Below are 20,762 nucleotides of genomic sequence, written 5' to 3'. Positions count from 1 at the left end.
GCAAAGCTCAATTCGATGCGTTAACACTACAACTTTCTTGTCGTGTTGCGACAAATAACGGCGGACAATCTCTGAAAAAATTACTGTTTTCCCACCACCGGTTGGCAATTGATAAAGTAAATGATGATCGCTTGGCGCATTGTCTAATCGGTCAAAAATTTTGTCAATATCGCCCTTCTGGTAACCGTAAAGTTCCTTTTTTTCTTCAATTTCGACATTAAAATCTTTATTAGACATATGAATTTGTACAATTTTGCAAAAGTACAGCTAAAAAAAACTTCTCACCAAAATTAAATTGCTTATTTACAAAAATTTAATATTCGAACCGCTCTACGATGGCATTAAACTCATAGGCATTTATCCAGTTTTGGCTGATAGTTTCTTCTTTTATGGCCACTACTCTACTTTGAAATTCATTCAAAATGCCGTTTTCAATCAAAAAACTAATGACTTGTTGGAAAGAAGTAAGCATGCTTTTGAAAAACAACTCTTGTTTAATCGTTTTTTCAGATGAGAAAGCTTGAGCAATTTCGATGTTATACAACATAATATCAGCGATGATAAAAACATCAACACCAAGTGTTATATAGTGTTTGATGAATTTTTGAGCCACGGAACGCCGCATTTTAGCTTTCTTGCTTTTGACGGGGAAATACTCGTTGGAAATTTTAAACTTGGCTTCACGAACCAGCTTGTCCTCATTGGGATTAAAGACAAAATTGTAATAAACTTTTACATCACTGAACTTCTCGTACATCTCTATAAATTGCTCTTCAAGCTGTTCTTTGCTCAGTTCTTGAAGGTATTTTTTTAAATCGCGCTTGCTCATGAATTGATTTTAGGAATACAAAAGTAAATTACTTTCCGGTTCTTGACTGCTCAAATCGATGATATTACTTATTTTTGTGGGATAAAAGTAAACTTATGCTCCGTTATTTTAAAATTATCGCTTTCCTGGAAGGAATTTCATTGCTACTATTGTTTTTCTTCGCCATGCCTTTGAAGTATGTTTTTGACAATCCAAGTTATATCAGACCGTTTGGAATGGCGCACGGTTTGTTGTTTATTGGGTATATTATTATAGCCATCATGATGAAATATGAAGACAATTGGACTGGCAAGAAATTCGGTATAATCGCTGTAGCTTCTGTAATTCCTTTTGGCACTTTTTATATCGAGAAAAAATACCTGCGCAATGCATAAACTCGTCGAGAAAATATTTGGCTGGAGTTATCATCTTTTCAAAAAATGGGATTTTGGAGAGACGCTTTCTTCGTACCTAAGTTTAGCCATTAACATCATTGTTTTAGCGGTTTTATCGTATATCATTTATTTGATTTTCCGATTTGTATTGGTTAGAACCATGATAATTGTGGCCCGAAGAACCAAAACCAAATTTGACGATTTATTGGTTTCGAACAAAACGGCTAAATATATAGCGCACTTAATTCCGCTGCTTTTCATTTACAAATGTGTTCCAATTATTCTGGAAAATTTTGTGTATTGGGAATCTGTTTTTGGGAAATTAGTCGCGATATATATCGTATTGCTAAGCATTTGGATTATCAAGACCATTTTACAGGCATTGCGGGATCATTTAAAATCAAATCCGTCCTACAGCGACAAACCTATCGACAGTTACATTCAGGTAATCATGATCGTGCTCTGGATTTTTGCTTTTATTTTTATTGTATCCAAAGTTTTTGACATCAGTACCGTAACCATGATGGGAACTTTTGGAGCCATTTCGGCAATTGTCTTGTTGATTTTTAGGGATATTATTTTGGGATTTGTAGCCAGTGTGCAAGTTTCCCTAAATGATATGGTTCGGATTGGCGACTGGATTACGTTTGATAAATTTGGTGCCGATGGCGATGTAATTGAAATCAATTTGGCGACCGTGAAAGTTCGAAATTTTGACAACACTACTACCACTATTCCGACCTATAGCATGATTTCAGATTCTTTCCGAAACTGGCGCGGTATGCTGAATTCAGATGGAAGACGAATAAAAAGACACATTTTAATCAAAGCCAACAGCATTCGGTTTTTAGGAGAAAACGAACTGCAGGAATTGAAAAAAATTCAATTGGTTAGCAGTTATATTGAACTTCGCCAAACCGAAATTGACAAATACAACAAAACCCATCAGGTAGATAAATCGGTATTAATCAACGGAAGAAACATGACCAATTTTGGTTTGTTCCGAAAGTACATTACCCAATATTTGAGCCAATATCCGGGTTTGAATAAAGAAATGATTTTGCTTTGCCGCCAACTCCAACCTACGCCACAAGGGATTCCGTTAGAAATTTATACGTTTTCGAATGACAAACGCTTTGAGAATTACGAATACATTATGGCTGACATTTTTGACCACGTGTTTGCGTCCATTCCATTTTTCGATTTAGAAATTTATGAAATGCCTTCCGGCAAAAGTGATTTTGTAGATTAGTATCCCGTCAATCGGTCTTGAATATATTCAATTTGAGTTTTGCCGTGGGGTTTTGGTTTTCCATCCGGACCAAGACTTACCATGGTAATAGTGTCAATCGTGATGATGATTTCACGGGTCATCATGTTGCGTACCTGGCAAGTGAGTGTTAAAGAAGAGGTTCCGAATTTTACCGCATCAATCCCAATTTCAACAATGTCACCTTGCTTGGCTGAGCTCCTGAAATTGATTTCCGACATGTGTTTGGTAACTATCTTAGGGTTTTCGAGTTGGATAATAGCATATAAAGCTAATTCTTCGTCAATCCAGGCTAATAATCTACCTCCGAACAAAGTACTGTTAGGATTTAAGTCTTCGGGTTTTACCCATTTTCTGGTATGGAATCTCATTTGATGTCAATTTTTTGTAAAGCAAAATTAATGATTTCGTCATGGTCAAAGGCCAATTTTGGCAAATCATTAACCGAAAACCATTTCGCTTCTTTAGCATCATCAGCAGCAACTGGTTTTACATTTTCAGCTACAAAACCATAATAAGCAATTGAAACCACATGGCTTCTTGGATCTCTGAAAGGTTTCCCAAAAGCTTTTAACTGCGTTAACGTTTCGATGTTGATTTGAGTTTCTTCGAGCAATTCTCTTTTTGCTGCTTCATCAATATCTTCGTGTTCATCTACGAACCCTCCTGGCAGTGCCCAAGCATTTTGAAATGGCTCATTTTTTCTTTTTATTAACAGTAACTCAAGTTTATTGTTAATAGTTTTAAAAACAACAGCATCAACCGTCAGGAATGTCTTGGAAACTCTCATTTTTTTGATTGATTTTGGATAGTAAATCACCCGCCGTTTTAGGCACTCAATAATAGTCAAAAAAGTTGGTTATTTGGTGGAAACCTTTATATTTGCAATGATTTTAACATTTTATTAAATATCTATAAATCGTACCATATGAAGAATTACCTACTATTATTAATACCAATCCTTGGTCTTTCATTAGCTACCTATGCCCAGGATGGCGATAAAAAGAAAGAAGACGACAAGAAATTTATATCTGTTGAACCAGACAAAGAAGTTGCTACCGATAGCTATAACCGCTGGTCGGTAGAAGTTAATTTTGGACAAAGCAGAGGAGTTAAACCTTACGCTGACGGTTATTATTCAAGTAATCCTGATAAACTATTTGGTCGTTTTGAATTAAATAATTTTGGTATTGGTGCCCGGTATATGATTAATCCAAAATTTGGAGTAAAAGTAGATTTTAATTACGATAAGCTTACTAACGATCCGAGTACGGACAGCCCTGATTTCGAAATGAAACAATTCCGTTTAGGTTTTCAAGGAGTTATCAATGCCATTCGTTTGTTCAATATAGAAGAAGCTTCCGGAAGATTTGGATTATTACTTCATGGTGGTATTCAGATTGCTGCTATGACACCTAAAAATGTTGATCCATTGAGAGTTTATGTTATTAGAGAATCAACAGAGTATAATGGAGGAATTGTTTTTGGTTTTACACCACAATACAGAATTACTAAAAACCTTGCCATTGATGCCGATTTTAGTATCCTAAACAGTTTCAGACAACATTACAATTGGGATGGTTCTTATTCTAATAGAGATAATAACTTAGCAGGTCAAATGATAGCTACAACACTGGGATTATCCTATTCATTCGGTAACCAAAAAATACACGGTGACTGGGCTATTATTCAAGATAAGAAAGATAAAGAAATCAATGACTTGAACAATAGAATTGGTGAAATTGAAACCTTAATGAATGACTCTGATAAAGACGGTGTACCGGATTATTTAGATGCCGAAAATAATTCAATTGCCGGTGTTGCAGTAGATACTAAAGGAAGAATGGTTGATAAAAACAACAACGGTGTTCCTGATGAGTTAGAAAAATACATCGACAAAACCATCACAACCAACAACAGTACTAACAGTGCGGCCATTTCAAACGGAATGTTAGAGCAATTGATTAACGATGGTTATGTGGCGGCTTACTTTGATCCTAACAGATCGCAACCTACCAGCGCCTCATCGGATAACATAGGATTTATTTTGAATTACCTAAAAAACAATCCTGAAAAATCAATTGAAATCACTGGTTATGCAGATGAACTAGGAAGTACAGCTTATAACAATAAATTATCGGCTGAAAGAGCCCAAAACATTAAAACGATCTTAACTAAAGCAGGTATCAATCCTTCAAGATTAACGATAGTAGGAAATGGAATTGACAGCTCTGTAGATAAAAACTCAGATTATGCCCGACGTTTAGTTCGTAAAGTTGTATTCAAAATCAAATAATAATTAACAACTAATTATTAATAACTAAAAAAAAGCCTCTGTTTTTCAACAGAGGTTTTTTTTTAACTTTAAAAGAAAAAATGGAAGCCAGAGACATCCATGTTCTTGAATTAAGAGGCGAAGCCTTAGGAACAATCAACCAACAATCCTCATTGGAAGAAGCTTTTCAAAATAAAACCCTGCGTCCTATTCTGAAAATACAAAACGACTTATTCATTGCCGTTTTTATCAATTACGCCATCAAGCAAAAAAATGTCTTTTTCAGCCTTACACCAGAGAAGAAAATGGCATACATAGAAAATGTCATCCAGCGCGATATCAAATTCAGAAACTCCTTAAAAGGAATCATTATTGGCTTGTTTACCGTGGACGAATACAACGAATACATTCAAAACTCATCCAACTTGAACAAAAGAATGATGAACATGCTAATTGAAAGACTCAAAAGTCAGATTCAACTATTAGAGCAAGACCTTTAAATTCAGGCTGTTTCAGGTTGTTAATCCTGTTTTTTTCAGGAGTACATTAACGTAAAGCTAATGACTGCTTATCGGGTTTCTTGACGATAATTAAATTCAGCTAATAGATTGTGTGCTTTTTTTGGATATTTTTCAAAAACTAAATAGCTATAAATAGTTTATCACAATAATGTCTTAAATTCAAATTTTTATAGATTTCACAACGATTTTTTCATTATAATTGTTAAAACTAATAACAATTTATGAGAGAAGAATATTTTAAATGGTATTCGCCTAATTTGAGCCGTGAAATTGAAATGCTTGTTTTTGGTCATTCCGGATATCCGGTTATCCTCTTCCCTACTTCTATGGGAAGTTTTCATGAAAATAAAGATCAAGGTTTAATCGAAAGCGCCCGTTGGTACATTGATCAAGGTTTGATTCAAATCTTTTGTCCCAACAGCATTGACAAAGATAGTTTCTATAATAAAAAAATTCACCCGGTTCATCGCATTCAAAACCACGTTTGGTATGACAAAATGATTTGTCACGAAATTGTAGAACGTGTGAAAAACAATACCCACGCCGGAAAAGTAGCTGTGGCCGGTTGCAGTTTTGGAGGCTATCATGCAGCCAATTTTGCCTTCCGTCACCCCGGTTATGTAAGCCACATGTTCTCAATGGGTGGCGCCTTTTCTATCAAAAGCTTTATGGATGGGCATTGGGATGATGATGTGTTTTACAATAGCCCTGAAGATTATATATTCGGATTAAACGATCCGGAACTTTGGAATATGGATATTATACTGGGAACCTCTAATTGGGACATTTGCTTTGATGCCAACCTGAAGCTGAGCAAAGTCCTATCACAAAGAGACATTCCGCATTGGCTGGATATTCGTCAGGACAGAGAACACGACTGGCCGGTATGGAAAGAAATGTTTCCGCATTATTTATCCAGAATTAAGTTTTTCTAAAAAATCAAACACTAAGATCTAAAACAATACAAAATGAAAAAGATTGGAATTTTATTTGGAATGGAAGATACCTTTCCACATGCTTTTATCGAAAGAGTAAATTCAAAAAACGAAAAAGGAATTATAGCCGAAGCGGTTTCTATTGATAAAGTGGTGCAAAACAAAGGTGGCGAATATGCCGTGATAATTGATAGAATTTCGCAAGACGTGCCTTTTTATCGTGCTTATCTGAAGAATGCCGCGCTAACCGGAACCAATGTCATCAACAATCCGTTTTGGTGGAGTGCCGATGATAAGTTCTTCAACAACTGTTTGGCAGATACTTTGGGCGTACCACTTCCGAATACCGTAATTCTGCCTTCTGCTGAACATCCGACAGACACCACTTCAAAATCATTCCGAAACCTGAAATATCCAATGGATTGGGAAGGTATTTTTGATTACATCGGTTTTCCGGCTTATATGAAACCGTATGCCGGTGGCGGATGGAAAAACGTATACCGATTAGAGAACAAAGAAGAATTTTGGCAAAAACATCAGGAAACCGGCCAACTGGTTATGTTATTGCAAGAAGAAATTGTCTTTACCGAATATTTCAGAGTGTATTGTTTGGGCAGAAAAGATGTCCACATCATGCAATACGAACCCAGAAATCCGCATCATTTGCGTTATGTAATCGATGGACCGCCGGTAGATAAAAAACTATTGGCCACCGTTAAGGATTACACTTTAAGACTTTGCAAAGGCTTAGGCTATGATTTCAATACCGTAGAATTTGCTGTGCGTGACGGGATTCCGTATGCGATTGATTTTGGAAATCCGGCTCCCGATGCTGAATTGACTTCTGTCGGGGCTGATAATTTCGAATGGGTAGTAGAACACGCCGCCAAAATGGCCATTGCCGCTGCCAAAAAACAAAAGCCGGGGCAAATGAATTTGACTTGGGGAACCTTTATAGCTGATGCTGCCGCACAGAAATAAGCAGTTCTTTAAATAGTAATTAAGACGCATGATGATGAAAAAATTACCTGTTTTTACTTTAGGAGTTGAAGAAGAATACCAAATTATAGATCCGCAAACCCGTGATTTACGCTCACATTTATCCAAAATTGTCGATGGAGCCAAAATCATTTTGAATGAGCAGGTCAAAGCCGAAATGCACCAGTCGGTGGTAGAAGTCGGGACCAATATTTGCAAAAATGTAAAAGAAGCCAAAGACGAGATTCGTTTTTTACGCGGTAAAATTGTCGAGTTGGCCCACAAACAAAAATTAGTGGTTGGTGGTGCCGGAACCCATCCGTTTTCCCGGTGGCAGGACCAGCCTATAACGGACGATCCAAGATACCATCACATTGTTAACGAATTGCAGGATGCAGCGCGTTCCAATTTGATTTTCGGGATGCATTGCCACGTTGGTATTGAGAATCGGGAAATTGGGCTGCAATTAATGAATCAGGCTTGCTATTTCTTGCCTCATATTTTTGCGCTATCGACGAATTCTCCTTTTTGGGAAGGAAGAAATACCGGTTACAAGTCTTTCCGCACCAAGGTATTCGACAAATTTCCTCGAACCGGTTTGCCGGAGTATTTTGACAGTGTTCAATCGTATGATAACTATTTAGATACTTTGGTGAAAACCAAATGCATCGACAATCCAAAGAAAATCTGGTGGGATTTACGCCTGCATCCGTTCTATGACACGATTGAATTTCGCATTTGCGATATGAGTTTGACTGTTGATGAAGCCATGTGCATTGTGGCCATCATTCAGGCGATTGTGGCCAAATTGTATAAATTAACCATATCCAATACCAGTTTTAATATTTATCGAATTGCCTTGATTAAAGAAAATAAATTCCGGGCAGCGCGCTATGGGATTGACAATCACATGATTGATTTCGGACTCAAAGAAGAAGTCGAAACCAAAATGTTAATTCACGAATTATTAGAGTTTATTGACGATGTGGTGGATGAACTGGGCAGTCGTGACGAGATTAATTATGTACACACCATTTTAAAAGAAGGCACCGGAGCAGATAAGCAACTGCGCGTTTTTGAAGAAACTCAGGATTTAACCAAAGTGGTGGACATGATTACCTGTGAATTTACCCGCGGATTATAGTCTATTGTTAATGAAATGTTTGATAACTGATTTTGAAAAAATAAGTGTCTGTTTTTAAAAAGTTATATTTGCATAACCAAATTGTAAAAAAATGAGCCACCAAATTAGAATAGCGGTACTTGACATGTACAACGGAGAGCCCAATCAAGGGATGCGTTGTATCATTGACATTATCAATAGATTCAATCAAATCGTTACGTTCCAGATTTTTGATGTTCGCGGTAAATGCGAATTCCCGAAGATTGAAAAATTCGATATTTACATCTCTACCGGTGGGCCGGGAAATCCTTTAGAAGGCGATGGCAACTGGGATTTAAAATACTACGATTTCATAGATCAGTTAACTGATTGGAACAAAGAACAAAAGATAAAAAAACACGTGCTGTTTATTTGTCATTCGTTTCAAATGGCCTGCAAACACTTTGGTTTGGCCGAAATCACCAAACGCAGAGAAACTTCTTTTGGCGTAATGAAAGTACACAAAACCGCCGATGGACAAATCGATCCTTTATACGAAGGCTTGTCAGATCCATTCTACGCTGTTGATTCCCGCGACTATCAAGTGGTACAACCTAAGTTGAGCATGTTTGCCAAAAAAGGCGCGAAAATTATTTCCCTTGAAAAAATCCGGGACCATGTACAATATGAAAGAGCTATTATGGCAGTTCGTTTTTCGGAATATTTTGTCGGAACCCAATTCCATCCCGAAGCGGATCCGTTGAGTTTTATTGCCAACATGAAAAACAAGGAAAGACGCGAGAAAATCATTGATATGAAAGGGAAACAAAAATTCCGCGATATGCTCGAAGATTTGTTAGACGAAGACAAAATCTACAAAACCAATGAAACCATTATTCCGAATTTCCTACGCATTGCCATAAACGATTTGATGAAACACCGAAAAGCATTGTCAAACTAGTCTCTTTCAGTAATGAAAAAAATTGTAATTATCCTTTTTATAGTCTTTTCCCAAGCTATTTTCTCTCAAGAAAAAACAGTAGATTCAAAATTGTTTGGCAGTTGGTCCGGAACCGAAAAAGACAATCAAAAAATTGGTATGACCAAAAACTGGATTATGCATCGCTTTGAAGATGGTAATTTTGTTTTATTGTTTACGATTGTTGAAGACGGCGAAGTCACTAATTTTGCTGAAAACGGGAAATGGTGGATTGAAAATAATACGTTTTATGAATACCACAATAATTCAAAAGAAACGGATGTTTATACGTATCAGGTTTTAGATGAAACTCACGTTAAGTTTAAAATGAAAAGCACCCAAATTGACTATGCCAATGAAAACTATGAATTCATTGATACCAAGTTAGAAAATAATTTTTAAGGATTAGAAAATGAATCCAAAGTATCGCCAACTCTTTAACGATAATTTTTCAACAGCCAAATACAATGATTTTATCAACGATATAACCGCTGATTTTGATTATAAAGTTACGTTCCGAATTGGTGAAACGCCATTTTTCATTACCAAAGAATTAAAAGCGCAACTACTCGAAGGTTGTCAGGAAGTGATTGATTTCATTCAAAAAGACGATTTCAAAACCCTTACCAACAGAGCATTGGAGCTGAACCGAAAAGTTCCTAACGAAGACCATCACACCACTTTTTTGGCGATTGACTTTGGCATTTGTGAAGAAGATGGTGAAATTGTTCCCAAGCTGATTGAAGTGCAGGGATTCCCGTCGTTGTTCAATTTTCAAAATCATTTGTCCCAAAAATTTGTCAACCACTACCCTTTTCTTTCAGAGTTGACACCTTTTCTCAACGGACTGAATCAGCAAAGTTATCTGAAATTAATCGAAGAGGTGATTTGTAATGATTTGCCAAAAGAAAATGTAATTCTATTAGAAGTTGAACCCGAAAAACAAAACACCAAGATTGATTTCTATTACTGCAAACGCGATATTGGTATTCCTGTGGTTTGTGTTACTGAATTGGTTCAAAAAGGAAAACAATTATTCTATCACAATGAAAAAGGAGTGGCAATACAAGTGAAACGCATCTACAATCGCGTAATTTTTGATGAATTGGATTTGCGTACCGATTTGCAATTAAACTTTGATTTTTCATCTGATTTGGAGGTAGAATGGGCCGGTCATCCGAATTGGTTTTTCCGAATCAGTAAATTCATTTTGCCTTATCTGAAAGGAAAATATTTCATAGAAACCACACTCCTATCCGATTTAAAAGAAATCCCCACTGATTTGGAAAACTATGTTTTGAAACCGTTGTTCTCCTTCTCAGGAAGCGGCGTTATCTTTCACATACAACCTGGAGACATTGAAGCGATTAAGGAAAAAGACTTATACATTCTTCAGAAAAAAGTAAACTACAAACCCATCATTCAATCACCTGACGGTAAAGTAAAAGCAGAAGTTCGTTTGCTGGCGGTTTGGAAAAAAAATGACCCTGCTCCTACTTTAGTCACCAATTTGGTTAGACTAAGTCGCGGAGAAATGATAGGCGTGAAATTCAATAAAGACAAAGACTGGGTTGGTGGAACGGTTGGGATGTTTGAAAAAGACTAGTTCAAATACCGTTTCTTAATTTCCAGAAAGGATTTCTCGGAATCGATTAATTCTTTTACAACTTCTTTTCTCAAAATTGTCAAATCGTCAAACTGTAAATACTTTGCCCAATCGGTTTCGGTAAAGACTTCTTTAATTATCCGGATGATTTTAGCCGTTTCTTTTGCGTTGCGCAATATTACTTTTGCAGAGTCGGAAGCAGTAAGTTTGTGGTAAAAATTAACTTCCTGAGTTTCCCAATTGACTTTGATGAAAAACAACTTTGACGTGTCATCATTAGCATAAAAATCAATCCATTTGGCGAAAGCCACCGTGTTGTTTTGGTTTTTGAATTCCGTCATAGGAATCAGCCGCCAATGACAATCCGCTACTCTTCCCCAATGATTTGAAATGCGATACAAGCCGTTCTCGGTAAAAATGTATTGACTTCCGGACTGACTGGTATAATTGATTTTTAATTCCTTTATGGCATCAAAAGATACTTCGTTCCAAATACAAAAGGTACGAGTGTGAAAATTACGCCTGGTGTAATTCTTAACCAAAATCTAATGTAATTTTTTAACGGCTTCCTGTTGCGCTACAGTAGCAAAATCACTGATCAATCGTTCAGCATAATCATCAAGCAATTCTCGGACTCTGGTGTGATTTTCACTTTTCACCACTAATCCTGCATGGTACTCTAATGGCACTCGGAAGCAAACTTCCCCATCATCAAACCCTGATAAATCGGGATGCTCAAACTTGGAAAGTGTCAATACAATTCCGGCAAAACCTTTACGGGTTTTAGGTAGTTTATAGATTTTTCCTTTTACCAAAGCATCTTCAATAGCGGCCCATTCTTTCCACAGATTAATATCAGAAGCAGCTTCCACCATTTCGGCTAAATGCGCTCCTCCCACCCGACTGGCGGTTTCCAAAAAGTAAATTTTGCCATCATCATTGCATTTGATAAATTCAGTATGATTGGCTCCGTGCTGCATGCCAAAAGCTTTCAATACCGCTTCATTCATTTTTTTGATGGCTTTGTCATCTTCAGAATCATACGCAATATTGGCGCTTCTGAAAATTCCCCCACCTTGCGAAATCTCCATTGGTGTGGCCAAATATTGTGAAGTGATAGAAAACAAGGTTTTACCATGCCAATTCAATCCGTCACAGTGATACACGGCACCGGGCTTGAATTGTTCTACCAAATATTTGATGCGATTATCACCTAATCCGTGTACTTTTTCCCAAAGCTCTTCTTTTGAATGTACTTTCATAATCCCGGAAGCCGAAGCTTCTGAGCGGGGTTTCAACACCCAAGGAGGCGAAACCGTATCGGCAAATTCATTAATTTCTTCATCATTAAACAAAGAACTGAACGCAGGAATAGCAATGCCGGCATCTTTGGCTCTCATGCGCATGGCCAACTTGTCGCGGAAATACCTTCCGGTGGTTTGTCCCATACCAGCCAATCTTAAATTTTCTCGCAAATAAGCTGCTTTTTCCACATCAAAATCATCTAAAGCAACAATACCGTCAATTTTTCTATGACGCATTAAGCCAGCAACTCCCGCCAATAAATCTTCCAGGTTCCAATCGATGTCCTGACCGGGCATAAAGTGAATTTCATCAATATAATCAAAGGCCCAAGGCTTATCCCGAAGCTTTTCAGAGGTAATAAGATAGACTCGGTTGCCTAATTTTTTTAGATTAATCAGGAAATCATTTCCTTTAAAATAATTGGAAATGCAAATGAAATTTTTGATTGGACTTTCCATACGCTATAGATTTTCAATAAACTTAGTAATTAAATGCACACCATAAGCGGTGGCATGTTTGGTTTTGGCAAATTCATCATCGCCAAAAGCCACTCCGGCAATATCTAAATGAGCCCAGGATTTATGCTCATCAGTAAAAAACTCTAAAAACTTAGCGGCCGAAATCGCTCCGGCTACCGGTTTTCCGGAATAGTTTTTTACATCGGCAATTTCACTTTCAATATCCGGTTTGTAGGCATCCCATAAGGGCAACTGCCACATTCTTTCCCCTATAGCATCACCCGATTGTTGCAGATTTTTAGCCAAAGTATCATTGTTGGTAAATAAAGCAGCACATTCATAGCCAAAAGTCCCTACAGCGCTTCCGGTTAAGGTGGCTAAATCAATCACAGTTTCGGGTTTGTAATTCTTGATTAAATACGATAAACCGTCAGCCAGGACAAGCCTTCCCTCAGCATCAGTATCAATGATTTCTATGGAATGACCAGCATAACTTTGAATTACATCACTCGGCATAAACGAATGCGCATCCACCGAATTCTCACAAGCCGGCACAATCGCAGTTACACGATAAGGCAACTGCAAATCCGCTACCAATTGCATCGTTCCTAAAACCGCTGCGGCTCCGGCCATATCGCATTTCATCTGCACCATTCCGGCTGTTTTGATGTTCAATCCTCCTGTGTCAAAAGTGATTCCTTTTCCCACCAAACCAATGTGTTTCTTAGTGTTGCCCGGATTATAATCCATGATGATGAATTGCGGTTCATTGGCACTGCCTTTTCCAACGGAAAGAAACGAATGCAAGCCCACGGCATGGGATTTTTCTTTGCCAAAAACAGTCACATCAAAACCATATTGTTTGCCGGTTTCGCTGGCCCAATTCGCCAAATATTTTGGATTGACTTTATTGGGAGGTAAATCCACTAGATTGAACGTTTCTAGTTGTGCTTTGGCAATTTTTATGCCTTTGGCAATAGCGTCTTCAACATCATTTTTTGAAATAAATTGCAGCTCAAAATCAGCGTTCAGAAAAGGATGCTCTTCACTTTTCTTGTAATGTCCCAGATTGTAAGTCCCTAAAACCAATCCGGAAAGGGTAGCTTCCACCTGATTACTGTCAAATTCCTGAGGAACTACCAGCGCTACTGAAGTTGTGAAAATATCTTTTTGCTTGGCAGCGATTCTTCTGAAAATGGTCTTGAGTGATTTATAATCCATTTCTTTTCCCAAACCAATGAACACATGCGTGCAATCGTATTTTTCGACTAAATAATGTGTGTCTTTTTTTCCGTAAAAAACTTTGGAAGAAACCGTTGTTCCGTGAAATTCTATCGGAACTATGCTTTTGGCATTGGTTTCAAAAACAGGAATCAGTATCGTTCCGGTAAAGCCATCGAGGTTTTGTATTTTTTTTGTTTTCATACTTATTCGTCTTTAGTGCTAAAATACAGCCATTCAATAGCTTTCGGGAATTCATCACTCCAAAACACTTCGTTGTGTTTCCCTTCCATATTGATGCTTAAACGCACTTTCATTTTATCGGCATAGCCGTCTTTTTTTAATAATCGTTTTTTGAATTGCTTCACATGGTCAATCATCGTAGCGCTTTCATCACCACCGGCATAGAGGTAAATTCTTGTATCTTGTGGTTCATCGGTATCAAGAAATGACAATTTGATTTTGGGCACGACCCAAAGCGATGGTGAAAAAATCATCAGTTTGCCAAAGATTTCCGGATACATAATTCCTGAAAAGATACTGACTAATCCTCCCATAGAACTACCGCCAATTCCAGTATATTCTCTATCGGGTTTGGTTCTGAAATTACTGTCGATAAAGGGCTTCAGCGTTTCGGTCAGAAAGCGAATGTATTTTTTTCCCTGCCCGTTACCGAGAACGGTATTCCCCACATTGTATTCTTTGATTCTCTCTTTTTCGGCGTGTTCAACAGCTACAATAATGATTTTACCAATCTTGTATTCGGCCATTACAGCCAGTTTTTTATCGATTTCCCAATTGCCGTATTTGGCTTTTTCGTTGAATAAATTCTGAGCATCCTGCAAATACAAAACCGGATAAGTTTCTGTTGATTTATCATAATCATGTGGCAATAAAGCCCAAACTCTGCGGGTTTTATTCAGTTGTGGGATTTCAAATTCTTCGGAAATCAAATGTACTTTCGGCAAAAACTTGGACTTGAACGGAAGCCAATTGTGACGCCATTTAGCCACGTGCTCTTTGCGGACGCCATTGTGCTGTTTGCAGGAACGGTTTTCGGTTCTATTGCCGTATTTGTCAATCTCTACTTCGCTCCAATCGCCACGCGTAAATTTGTATAACAGCTCTTCGGGATAAACAAAATCAGACTCAAACTTAAAATGATACAAGCCTTGTCCAACTTTCTCCATTTCAAATTTTTTATCCTGTGTTACCCAATTATTAAAGTTCCCTGAAATATATACCGGACGATCATCATCTTCATCGGTAGTCAAAAGAATATTGAGTTGGGGTTCAATGATTTTTTTAACTTCTAAGTCGTCAGTCATGCTGTCTTCTGCTTTATTCATAGTGGTAATATGGTATTCTATTCCCGTAAAAATAACTTTTTGCATTTGGATGACAAAGCCTTTCAGTGAAATATATGGATATTTCAGCGGAATAGAAATGTTGTTACAGAAAAGCCTTTTTAAAACTATTTTTTTGAGAAAACAGCATAAAAAAAAGAGACCTAACTGCAGGAACAATTAGGTCTCGGTGCTATTACATCTTTTAAAAATCATTAGTCTTCAAAATTATTCTCAGATTTAGTGGGTGTAAAACCATTTCTAATTTCGGTGTGACGAATCTCACCGCCGGAAGTACCTACTTGTTGTGCCAAAAAGACACCAACCGCTGCAATGACCAGCGCCAAAAAGGAAATCAAAGATGCTTTGCTATGATTTTTGAGATTAGTATATAAACCAAGCAATGAAACAACGCCTAGTACATATAAAACCAAAGCCAATTTCTCAGCAATTTCTTCATGGGTATGAATAATTTGTTTGCCAATGTCGGGCATGTTTTTCACGACATGTTCAGCATCTTCTCCTGTTGCCATGCTTAGCGCTGCGAATACCGCTGACACTATAAACAGTACATAGGAAACATTCTTAACGGTATTGCTTTTAAAAAAGATTCCGGCTAATAAAATCCCGAACCCGAAAATTGTCCCGATGATAGGGAAATGGTTGACTACTAAGTGATAATGTGCGTCGGTCATAGTATGTTGTTTTTAGAATTCACCCAAAGTTAGTTTATTTTATGAATAACAAAGATGATAAAAATCATCCTTATGTTTATTTAGTAAAACCTAGTATCACTTTGGTTCCTTCGTTTTCTTTACTCTCAATCTGCAAATCTATTTGGAGTAAGAGACAAAGTCTTTTTACAATCGATAATCCTAAGCCTGTTCCTTTAATTTCAGGATGCTGATTGGATTTGGAGCGGTAAAACTGGTCGAATATCTTTTGCAGATCTTCCTGAGCAATTCCGATGCCGTGATCAGAAATCGAACAAACTAATTTGTCCTCGAGTTCAAGAATGTCAAAGTGTATAGTACTGTTGTTTTTGGAATATTTGACAGCATTGGTCAAGATATTATTGACAATGATGCAGAGTAAATAGGAATCGGTAGTAACATAGAAATCTTTGGCAAAATGCGCTACACAGTTGATTTTCTTTTCACTGATCAGCGTTGCGTTTCGGGAAATGACATCCAGAAAAATAGCGTTTAAGGAAACCCTTTCCATTTTCAGGGTTTGTTTTTGATCTTCGAAACGCGCCAATAAAAGCAATTCGTCTACCAAATGATTCAAGCGATTGACTTCGTTAATACAGAAATCAATTTTTTCCTTATACTCCTCAGGATTACGTGGTTTACGTACCAAAACTTCTAAAGTTCCTTTAATTACAGCCAACGGTGTTCGCAGCTCGTGAGAAGCATCGGAAGTGAATTGTTTTTCGCGTTCGATGGCATTCTCGACTCTATCCAATAAGTTATTAATGGTTTTGGACAAAGTAAACAACTCATCCCGATTTTGAGGCAACGGAATTCTCGATTTTAAATTGTCTTTGGTAATAACATTCGAAGTCTGAATAATGGAACTTATCGGTTTGATACTTTTTCCGGCAATGAATCGGGCAATGAGAAACAGCACCAACAGAATTAGCGGATAAGCAACTATTAATATAAAAAACAAGTTGTTCAATACCATTTTGGAATCTTCCAGCGACATGGCTACCATTAGAAATCCTATAATTTTAGTGCCTTGATACAAAGGAACCTGAATTTGACGCACCGAAATATTATCCAGTTTACCGTCAAACAGTTCGTTGTTAATGGCTTCCGGATAGTATTTTAAGCGCTTTTGTTTTAAGTTAGGGGATTTATTAACCAACGCGCCTAATTCATCCACAAACTGAATGAAAGCCGGGCTGACATCTACTTTGTTGAACTGTATGGCTTTCCATTGTTCTTCACGAACCAGGAGGACACAGTTTTCTTTGACTTCAATTTCTTTTAAGTGCTTGGCGACTTCGGTTTGAATGTCGTTATTGACTTTGATATACACACTAAACCGAACAATGGAGTATATCACGAAGAAGACCACAAAAATCAATAAAGCAGTGGTGATAATATAATTGGAAGCGATTCTGTTTTTAAACGAAAGTTGTTGCATTGGTCTTATTCATTAGCGATATATCCCACGCCACGGATGGTTTTGATATAATCTTCGTCTACTTTTAAATTCAGTTTTTTTCGGATGGCATTCATAAAAACATCAATCACACCGGTGTCATATTCAAAGTGAATGTCCCATACATCCTGAATGATTTGCGTGCGCGAACATACATTGCCTTTATTTTTGACCAAATAGCAAAGCAGATCGAACTCTTTTTGTGTCAATGACACTTCGTTTTTATCAACGGTAACCTGGTGTTTTTGAAGGTTGATTTCTATAGGGCCTAAAGTCAGAATATCTTGCTCGCTTTTGTCGCGCAGCTGTACTTTGATGCGTTCCACCAATTCATCAAAACTAAAAGGTTTTTTGATATAATCATTGGCTCCTGTTTTTAGCCCTTCTACGGTTTCCTGCACGGTATCTTTAGCGGTGAGGAAGATGATGGGTATTTTGGTGTTTTGTTGTCGGATGGCCTGGCACAATTGTACACCGGTCATTTTGGGAAGCATCCAGTCTAACAGCACTAAGTCAAACTTTCCGTTTTGAAATAACGCTAATCCTTCCGCACCGTCATTGGCCGAGGAAATTTGGTATCCTTCTTCTTCTAATCCCTGCGTCAGAAATTGTACAATTCCTTCTTCATCTTCGACTATCAGTATGTGCTTCATTATAATCTTACTTTTCTTTTGATAAAGATAAATTAAAATTAAAGTGTTCCAAATGACAGCCCTGCTTTTTAATCAAAATTTAATTAATAAACAGGCGAAGTATAGCATTATGAAAACACATGAAGACTATTTCCGGTAAGGGTAGTATTGTATTGTTGTAAATTACTGGAGGCAGGGCCTTGGGTTACTACGCCGGTACTGCTGAATTGAGCGCCATGATTGGGGCATATAAATTTATTCCCGGCGGCATTGTAGTTAACGTTTGTTCCTTGATGTGTGCAAGAAGCAGAAACCGCTAAAAATTCTCCGGTATTGGTACGGGCCACTACGATGCCGTTATGCACTAAAAAGCCGCCGTTTGTTGCTAGCGATCCGGTGCTGATGTCTAAAGTAAAGTCAACATTGGTGGGAGCTGGTGTTGGAGAACCCTCGCTTTCACTGGAACAACTTGTTGCTATTCCTGCAATGCAGGAAGGAACTAATAAGGTGGCGGCGCCAAAACCTACTCGGGCAAAAAAATCTTTACGTGTCATAATGCTGTTGTTTTAATTGTTTACTAGTTGCAGTAAGTAGGTAACATCAGCATGTCGGTTTACCCTAATCCATCTTAGCTAAAGTATGCTTAAGATTTATTGTTGTGAGATTCTGTATTTATTTTTTAGGCTTACTTCTATTCAACTGCATTGTTTTCCTATTTTTGTAGAAACATTCGAACTATGCACTTTTTCAAGAAATCCTCGCCTTTCATTAACTTGCTGTTGCTCTATATTTTAGCCAATTTTATACTTAGAATTGTGCTTATCTTCCATCCTATTACCCAATCGAGTTTTGGAGTAATTGAGCTTGCAAAGCTGTTCTGCTTAGGATTCTTGTCGGATGTGTTTGTATTTACTGTGGCCAGTGCCTTATTGTGGCTGTATTTACTGTTTTTATCCAATTCAAAGTACTACAAACCATGGGGGTATATCATTTTCGGCTGTTTAGTGGTCTTATTGCTGTATGTTACTTTTGGCAATACGATTCTAAACGAATACGGAGGTTCCCTACCGGAAATTGGCACTAGCTTTATCACTATTAAAACGGTTTTGTTCGGACTGTTATTGTTTTTACCGAAATACAGGAAGACCATTCGCTTTTGGTTATACTCGATTACGATTTTTATTTTCGTTTTGGTTATTATTCAAAACAGCATTAGTGAATTCTTTTTCTGGAATGAATTTGGGGTGCGTTACAATTTTATTGCGGTCGATTATTTGGTTTACACCAATACAGTAATAGGAAATATTATGGAATCCTATCCCGTAGTACCATTGTTTATTGGCGTAGGATTGATTGCCGGTTTCTTCACTTTTATTGTGGTCAAACGATCCAAACCCTTCCTGGAGAATCTGCCTTCGTTTAGTGAAAAACTAAAGAATCTGGGAGTTTATGTGGTGCTGTTTATGATTTCGTTGTTGGCAATCCCCTTTTTGGCTAAGCAGGAGAATTCGAGCAATGTGTTTACCAATGAACTGCAAGCTGACGGACTTTATAAATTCTACGTGGCGTTCATGAACAATGAACTCGATTTTGATACATTTTACAAAACGATGCCTAATAAAGAAGCCTTTGCCTTATTGCAAAAGCAATTGCCGGGAATAGCCGGTGAAAGTAGCTTGCACAAAACAATTAGCGATTCAGCTGAAGTGCATAAAAACGTGGTGCTAATTACCATTGAGAGTTACAGTGCCGAGTATATGAAGGCTTATGGCAATGAAGATAATATTACACCTTTCCTCGATTCGTTATCGGCCAAGAGTATGCAGTTCACCAATTTGTATGCTGTGGGAAACAGAACGGTTCGTGGTCTAGAAGCCGTGACTTTATGCTTGCCGCCAAGTGCTGCTGAAAGTGTGGTGAAACGCAAAGACAACAAAAACAAATTCTCTACCGGAAGTATCTTTAAGCAAAAAGGCTACAACGTGAAATACATGTATGGTGGCGATGCCTTTTTTGACAATATGGGTGATTTCTTTGGTGGCAATGGCTATGATATTGTCGATAAGAAAACCTTTGCTCCCGAGGAGATTACTTTCTCTAATATTTGGGGTGTTTGCGATGAAGATATGTATAACAAAGCCATTAAGGTGATGAATAGTGAAGCTAAGGAAAACAAGCCTTTCTTCAACCATATCATGACCGTAAGCAATCACAGACCGTTTACGTATCCGGAAGGGAAAATAGACATTTCGGGCAAAGCCAAGTCGCGTAAAGGCGGTGTGAAATATACGGATTATGCTTTGCGTCAATTCTTTGCCATGGCGCAAAAACAACCTTGGTTTAAGAATACGGTGTTTGTAATTCTGGCCGATCATTGTGCTTCGAGTTCAGGAAAGACAGAGTTGCCTATGGATAAGTACCGCATTCCGGCGTTTATTTATGCTCCGGGTTTTGTTCCGGCTAAGGAAGTGAATACTTTGATGTCACAAATAGACATGATGCCTACCTTGTTTGGCCTGTTGCATTTCAATTATGACAGTAAGTTCTTTGGGCAGGATGTATTCAATAGTAATTATGTGCCCCGTGCTTTTGTGGCTACTTATCAGGATTTAGGTTTGATCAAAAACAATGTGCTGACTATCATTTCACCAGTGAAACAAACAAAACAATTCCAATTGATTCCACAACCGAATCCTAAAGTCGGAGCTAATTTTCAGTTGTATTTTGATGAAAAACCGATGACTACGCTGCAAGAAGAT

General features: G+C 37.6%; 23 protein-coding genes. 11 read left to right on the top strand and 12 right to left on the bottom strand.

Going from position 1 to position 20,762, the window contains the following annotated elements; all coding sequences use genetic code 11:
- Together V7D82_RS11125 and V7D82_RS11120 are read right to left on the bottom strand one after the other, a co-directional pair.
- Positions 1–237: DEAD/DEAH box helicase family protein (locus V7D82_RS11125; protein ID WP_333601051.1), on the bottom strand; the 237-nt coding region annotated here is incomplete at its 3' end.
- Positions 238–313: 76 nt separating this feature from the next.
- Positions 314–829 carry a DUF6155 family protein gene (locus tag V7D82_RS11120; protein WP_333601050.1) on the bottom strand — a complete coding sequence of 172 codons (516 nt, stop codon included), beginning with the start codon at positions 827–829 and terminating at the stop codon, positions 314–316.
- 95 nt (positions 830–924) lie between these two features.
- On the opposite strand from V7D82_RS11120, the gene V7D82_RS11115 reads away from it, so the two are divergent.
- Positions 925–1,203: a DUF3817 domain-containing protein gene (locus tag V7D82_RS11115; RefSeq protein ID WP_333601049.1), complete on the top strand. Its 279-nt coding sequence runs from the start codon at positions 925–927 to the stop codon at positions 1,201–1,203.
- Entirely contained in the window at positions 1,196–2,455 is a 1,260-nt protein-coding gene (locus tag V7D82_RS11110) for a mechanosensitive ion channel family protein (protein WP_333601048.1), read from the top strand. Before V7D82_RS11115 ends, V7D82_RS11110 begins: the two co-directional genes overlap by 8 nt.
- Here the strand turns inward: V7D82_RS11110 and V7D82_RS11105 are convergent.
- Positions 2,452–2,844, bottom strand: a complete 393-nt coding sequence (locus V7D82_RS11105; protein ID WP_333601047.1) for an acyl-CoA thioesterase — start codon at positions 2,842–2,844, stop codon at positions 2,452–2,454. The genes V7D82_RS11110 and V7D82_RS11105 overlap by 4 nt on opposite strands.
- Complete coding sequence (locus V7D82_RS11100) at positions 2,841–3,263, bottom strand: NUDIX hydrolase (protein ID WP_333601046.1); 423 nt, start codon at positions 3,261–3,263, stop codon at positions 2,841–2,843. The genes V7D82_RS11105 and V7D82_RS11100 overlap by 4 nt, the downstream gene beginning before the upstream one ends.
- Positions 3,264–3,401: 138 nt before the next feature.
- Here V7D82_RS11100 and V7D82_RS11095 point away from each other — a divergent pair, with 138 nt between their 5' ends.
- The 8 genes from V7D82_RS11095 (at position 3,402) to V7D82_RS11060 (ending at position 10,869) form a co-directional block, all read left to right on the top strand.
- Positions 3,402–4,769 carry an OmpA family protein gene (locus tag V7D82_RS11095; protein WP_333601045.1) on the top strand — a complete coding sequence of 456 codons (1,368 nt, stop codon included), beginning with the start codon at positions 3,402–3,404 and terminating at the stop codon, positions 4,767–4,769.
- An 80-nt stretch (positions 4,770–4,849) separates the two neighbouring features.
- Positions 4,850–5,248 carry a glyoxalase gene (locus tag V7D82_RS11090; protein WP_333601044.1) on the top strand — a complete coding sequence of 133 codons (399 nt, stop codon included), beginning with the start codon at positions 4,850–4,852 and terminating at the stop codon, positions 5,246–5,248.
- Between the two features lie 242 nt (positions 5,249–5,490).
- Positions 5,491–6,204, top strand: coding sequence for an esterase family protein (locus V7D82_RS11085; RefSeq protein ID WP_333601043.1), 714 nt, complete (start codon positions 5,491–5,493; stop codon positions 6,202–6,204).
- Between the two features lie 33 nt (positions 6,205–6,237).
- A complete protein-coding gene (locus V7D82_RS11080) occupies positions 6,238–7,185 on the top strand; it encodes an ATP-grasp domain-containing protein (RefSeq protein ID WP_333601042.1) in 948 nt (315 codons plus the stop codon).
- Positions 7,186–7,219: 34 nt separating this feature from the next.
- Entirely contained in the window at positions 7,220–8,326 is a 1,107-nt protein-coding gene (locus V7D82_RS11075; protein WP_333601052.1) for a carboxylate-amine ligase, read from the top strand.
- Positions 8,327–8,417: 91 nt separating this feature from the next.
- On the top strand, positions 8,418–9,245 hold the full coding sequence (locus V7D82_RS11070; protein WP_333601041.1) for a type 1 glutamine amidotransferase: 828 nt from the start codon (positions 8,418–8,420) through the stop codon (positions 9,243–9,245).
- Between the two features lie 12 nt (positions 9,246–9,257).
- Entirely contained in the window at positions 9,258–9,665 is a 408-nt protein-coding gene (locus V7D82_RS11065; RefSeq protein WP_333601040.1) for a hypothetical protein, read from the top strand.
- 10 nt (positions 9,666–9,675) lie between these two features.
- Positions 9,676–10,869 carry a hypothetical protein gene (locus tag V7D82_RS11060; protein WP_333601039.1) on the top strand — a complete coding sequence of 398 codons (1,194 nt, stop codon included), beginning with the start codon at positions 9,676–9,678 and terminating at the stop codon, positions 10,867–10,869.
- Here V7D82_RS11060 and V7D82_RS11055 read toward each other — a convergent pair.
- The 8 genes from V7D82_RS11055 to V7D82_RS11020 all read right to left on the bottom strand — a co-directional run bounded on the left by V7D82_RS11055 (position 10,866) and on the right by V7D82_RS11020 (position 18,557).
- Positions 10,866–11,411: a hypothetical protein gene (locus tag V7D82_RS11055; RefSeq protein WP_333601038.1), complete on the bottom strand. Its 546-nt coding sequence runs from the start codon at positions 11,409–11,411 to the stop codon at positions 10,866–10,868. The genes V7D82_RS11060 and V7D82_RS11055 overlap by 4 nt on opposite strands.
- A gap of 3 nt (positions 11,412–11,414) precedes the next feature.
- A complete protein-coding gene (locus tag V7D82_RS11050) occupies positions 11,415–12,632 on the bottom strand; it encodes an ATP-grasp domain-containing protein (RefSeq protein ID WP_333601037.1) in 1,218 nt (405 codons plus the stop codon).
- A gap of 3 nt (positions 12,633–12,635) precedes the next feature.
- The gene (locus V7D82_RS11045) at positions 12,636–14,057 is read right to left on the bottom strand and encodes a leucyl aminopeptidase family protein (RefSeq protein WP_333601036.1); all 1,422 of its coding nucleotides are present in this window, start codon (positions 14,055–14,057) and stop codon (positions 12,636–12,638) included.
- Positions 14,058–14,059: 2 nt separating this feature from the next.
- On the bottom strand, positions 14,060–15,247 hold the full coding sequence (locus V7D82_RS11040; RefSeq protein ID WP_333601035.1) for an alpha/beta hydrolase: 1,188 nt from the start codon (positions 15,245–15,247) through the stop codon (positions 14,060–14,062).
- Between the two features lie 167 nt (positions 15,248–15,414).
- Positions 15,415–15,894, bottom strand: a complete 480-nt coding sequence (locus V7D82_RS11035; protein ID WP_333601034.1) for a hypothetical protein — start codon at positions 15,892–15,894, stop codon at positions 15,415–15,417.
- Positions 15,895–15,970: 76 nt separating this feature from the next.
- On the bottom strand, positions 15,971–17,353 hold the full coding sequence (locus V7D82_RS11030) for a sensor histidine kinase (RefSeq protein ID WP_333601033.1): 1,383 nt from the start codon (positions 17,351–17,353) through the stop codon (positions 15,971–15,973).
- Positions 17,354–17,358: 5 nt separating this feature from the next.
- A complete protein-coding gene (locus V7D82_RS11025) occupies positions 17,359–18,024 on the bottom strand; it encodes a response regulator transcription factor (protein ID WP_333601032.1) in 666 nt (221 codons plus the stop codon).
- A 107-nt stretch (positions 18,025–18,131) separates the two neighbouring features.
- Positions 18,132–18,557, bottom strand: coding sequence for a QcrA and Rieske domain-containing protein (locus V7D82_RS11020; RefSeq protein ID WP_333601031.1), 426 nt, complete (start codon positions 18,555–18,557; stop codon positions 18,132–18,134).
- A 183-nt stretch (positions 18,558–18,740) separates the two neighbouring features.
- On the opposite strand from V7D82_RS11020, the gene V7D82_RS11015 reads away from it, so the two are divergent.
- On the top strand, positions 18,741–20,762 hold a 2,022-nt coding region (locus tag V7D82_RS11015; protein ID WP_333601030.1), incomplete at its 3' end, for an LTA synthase family protein.

The organism is Flavobacterium sp., from assembly GCF_036741995.1.
Taxonomy (GTDB): Bacteria; Bacteroidota; Bacteroidia; order Flavobacteriales; family Flavobacteriaceae; genus Flavobacterium.
This window is presented reverse-complemented; position numbering and strand designations above follow the sequence as displayed.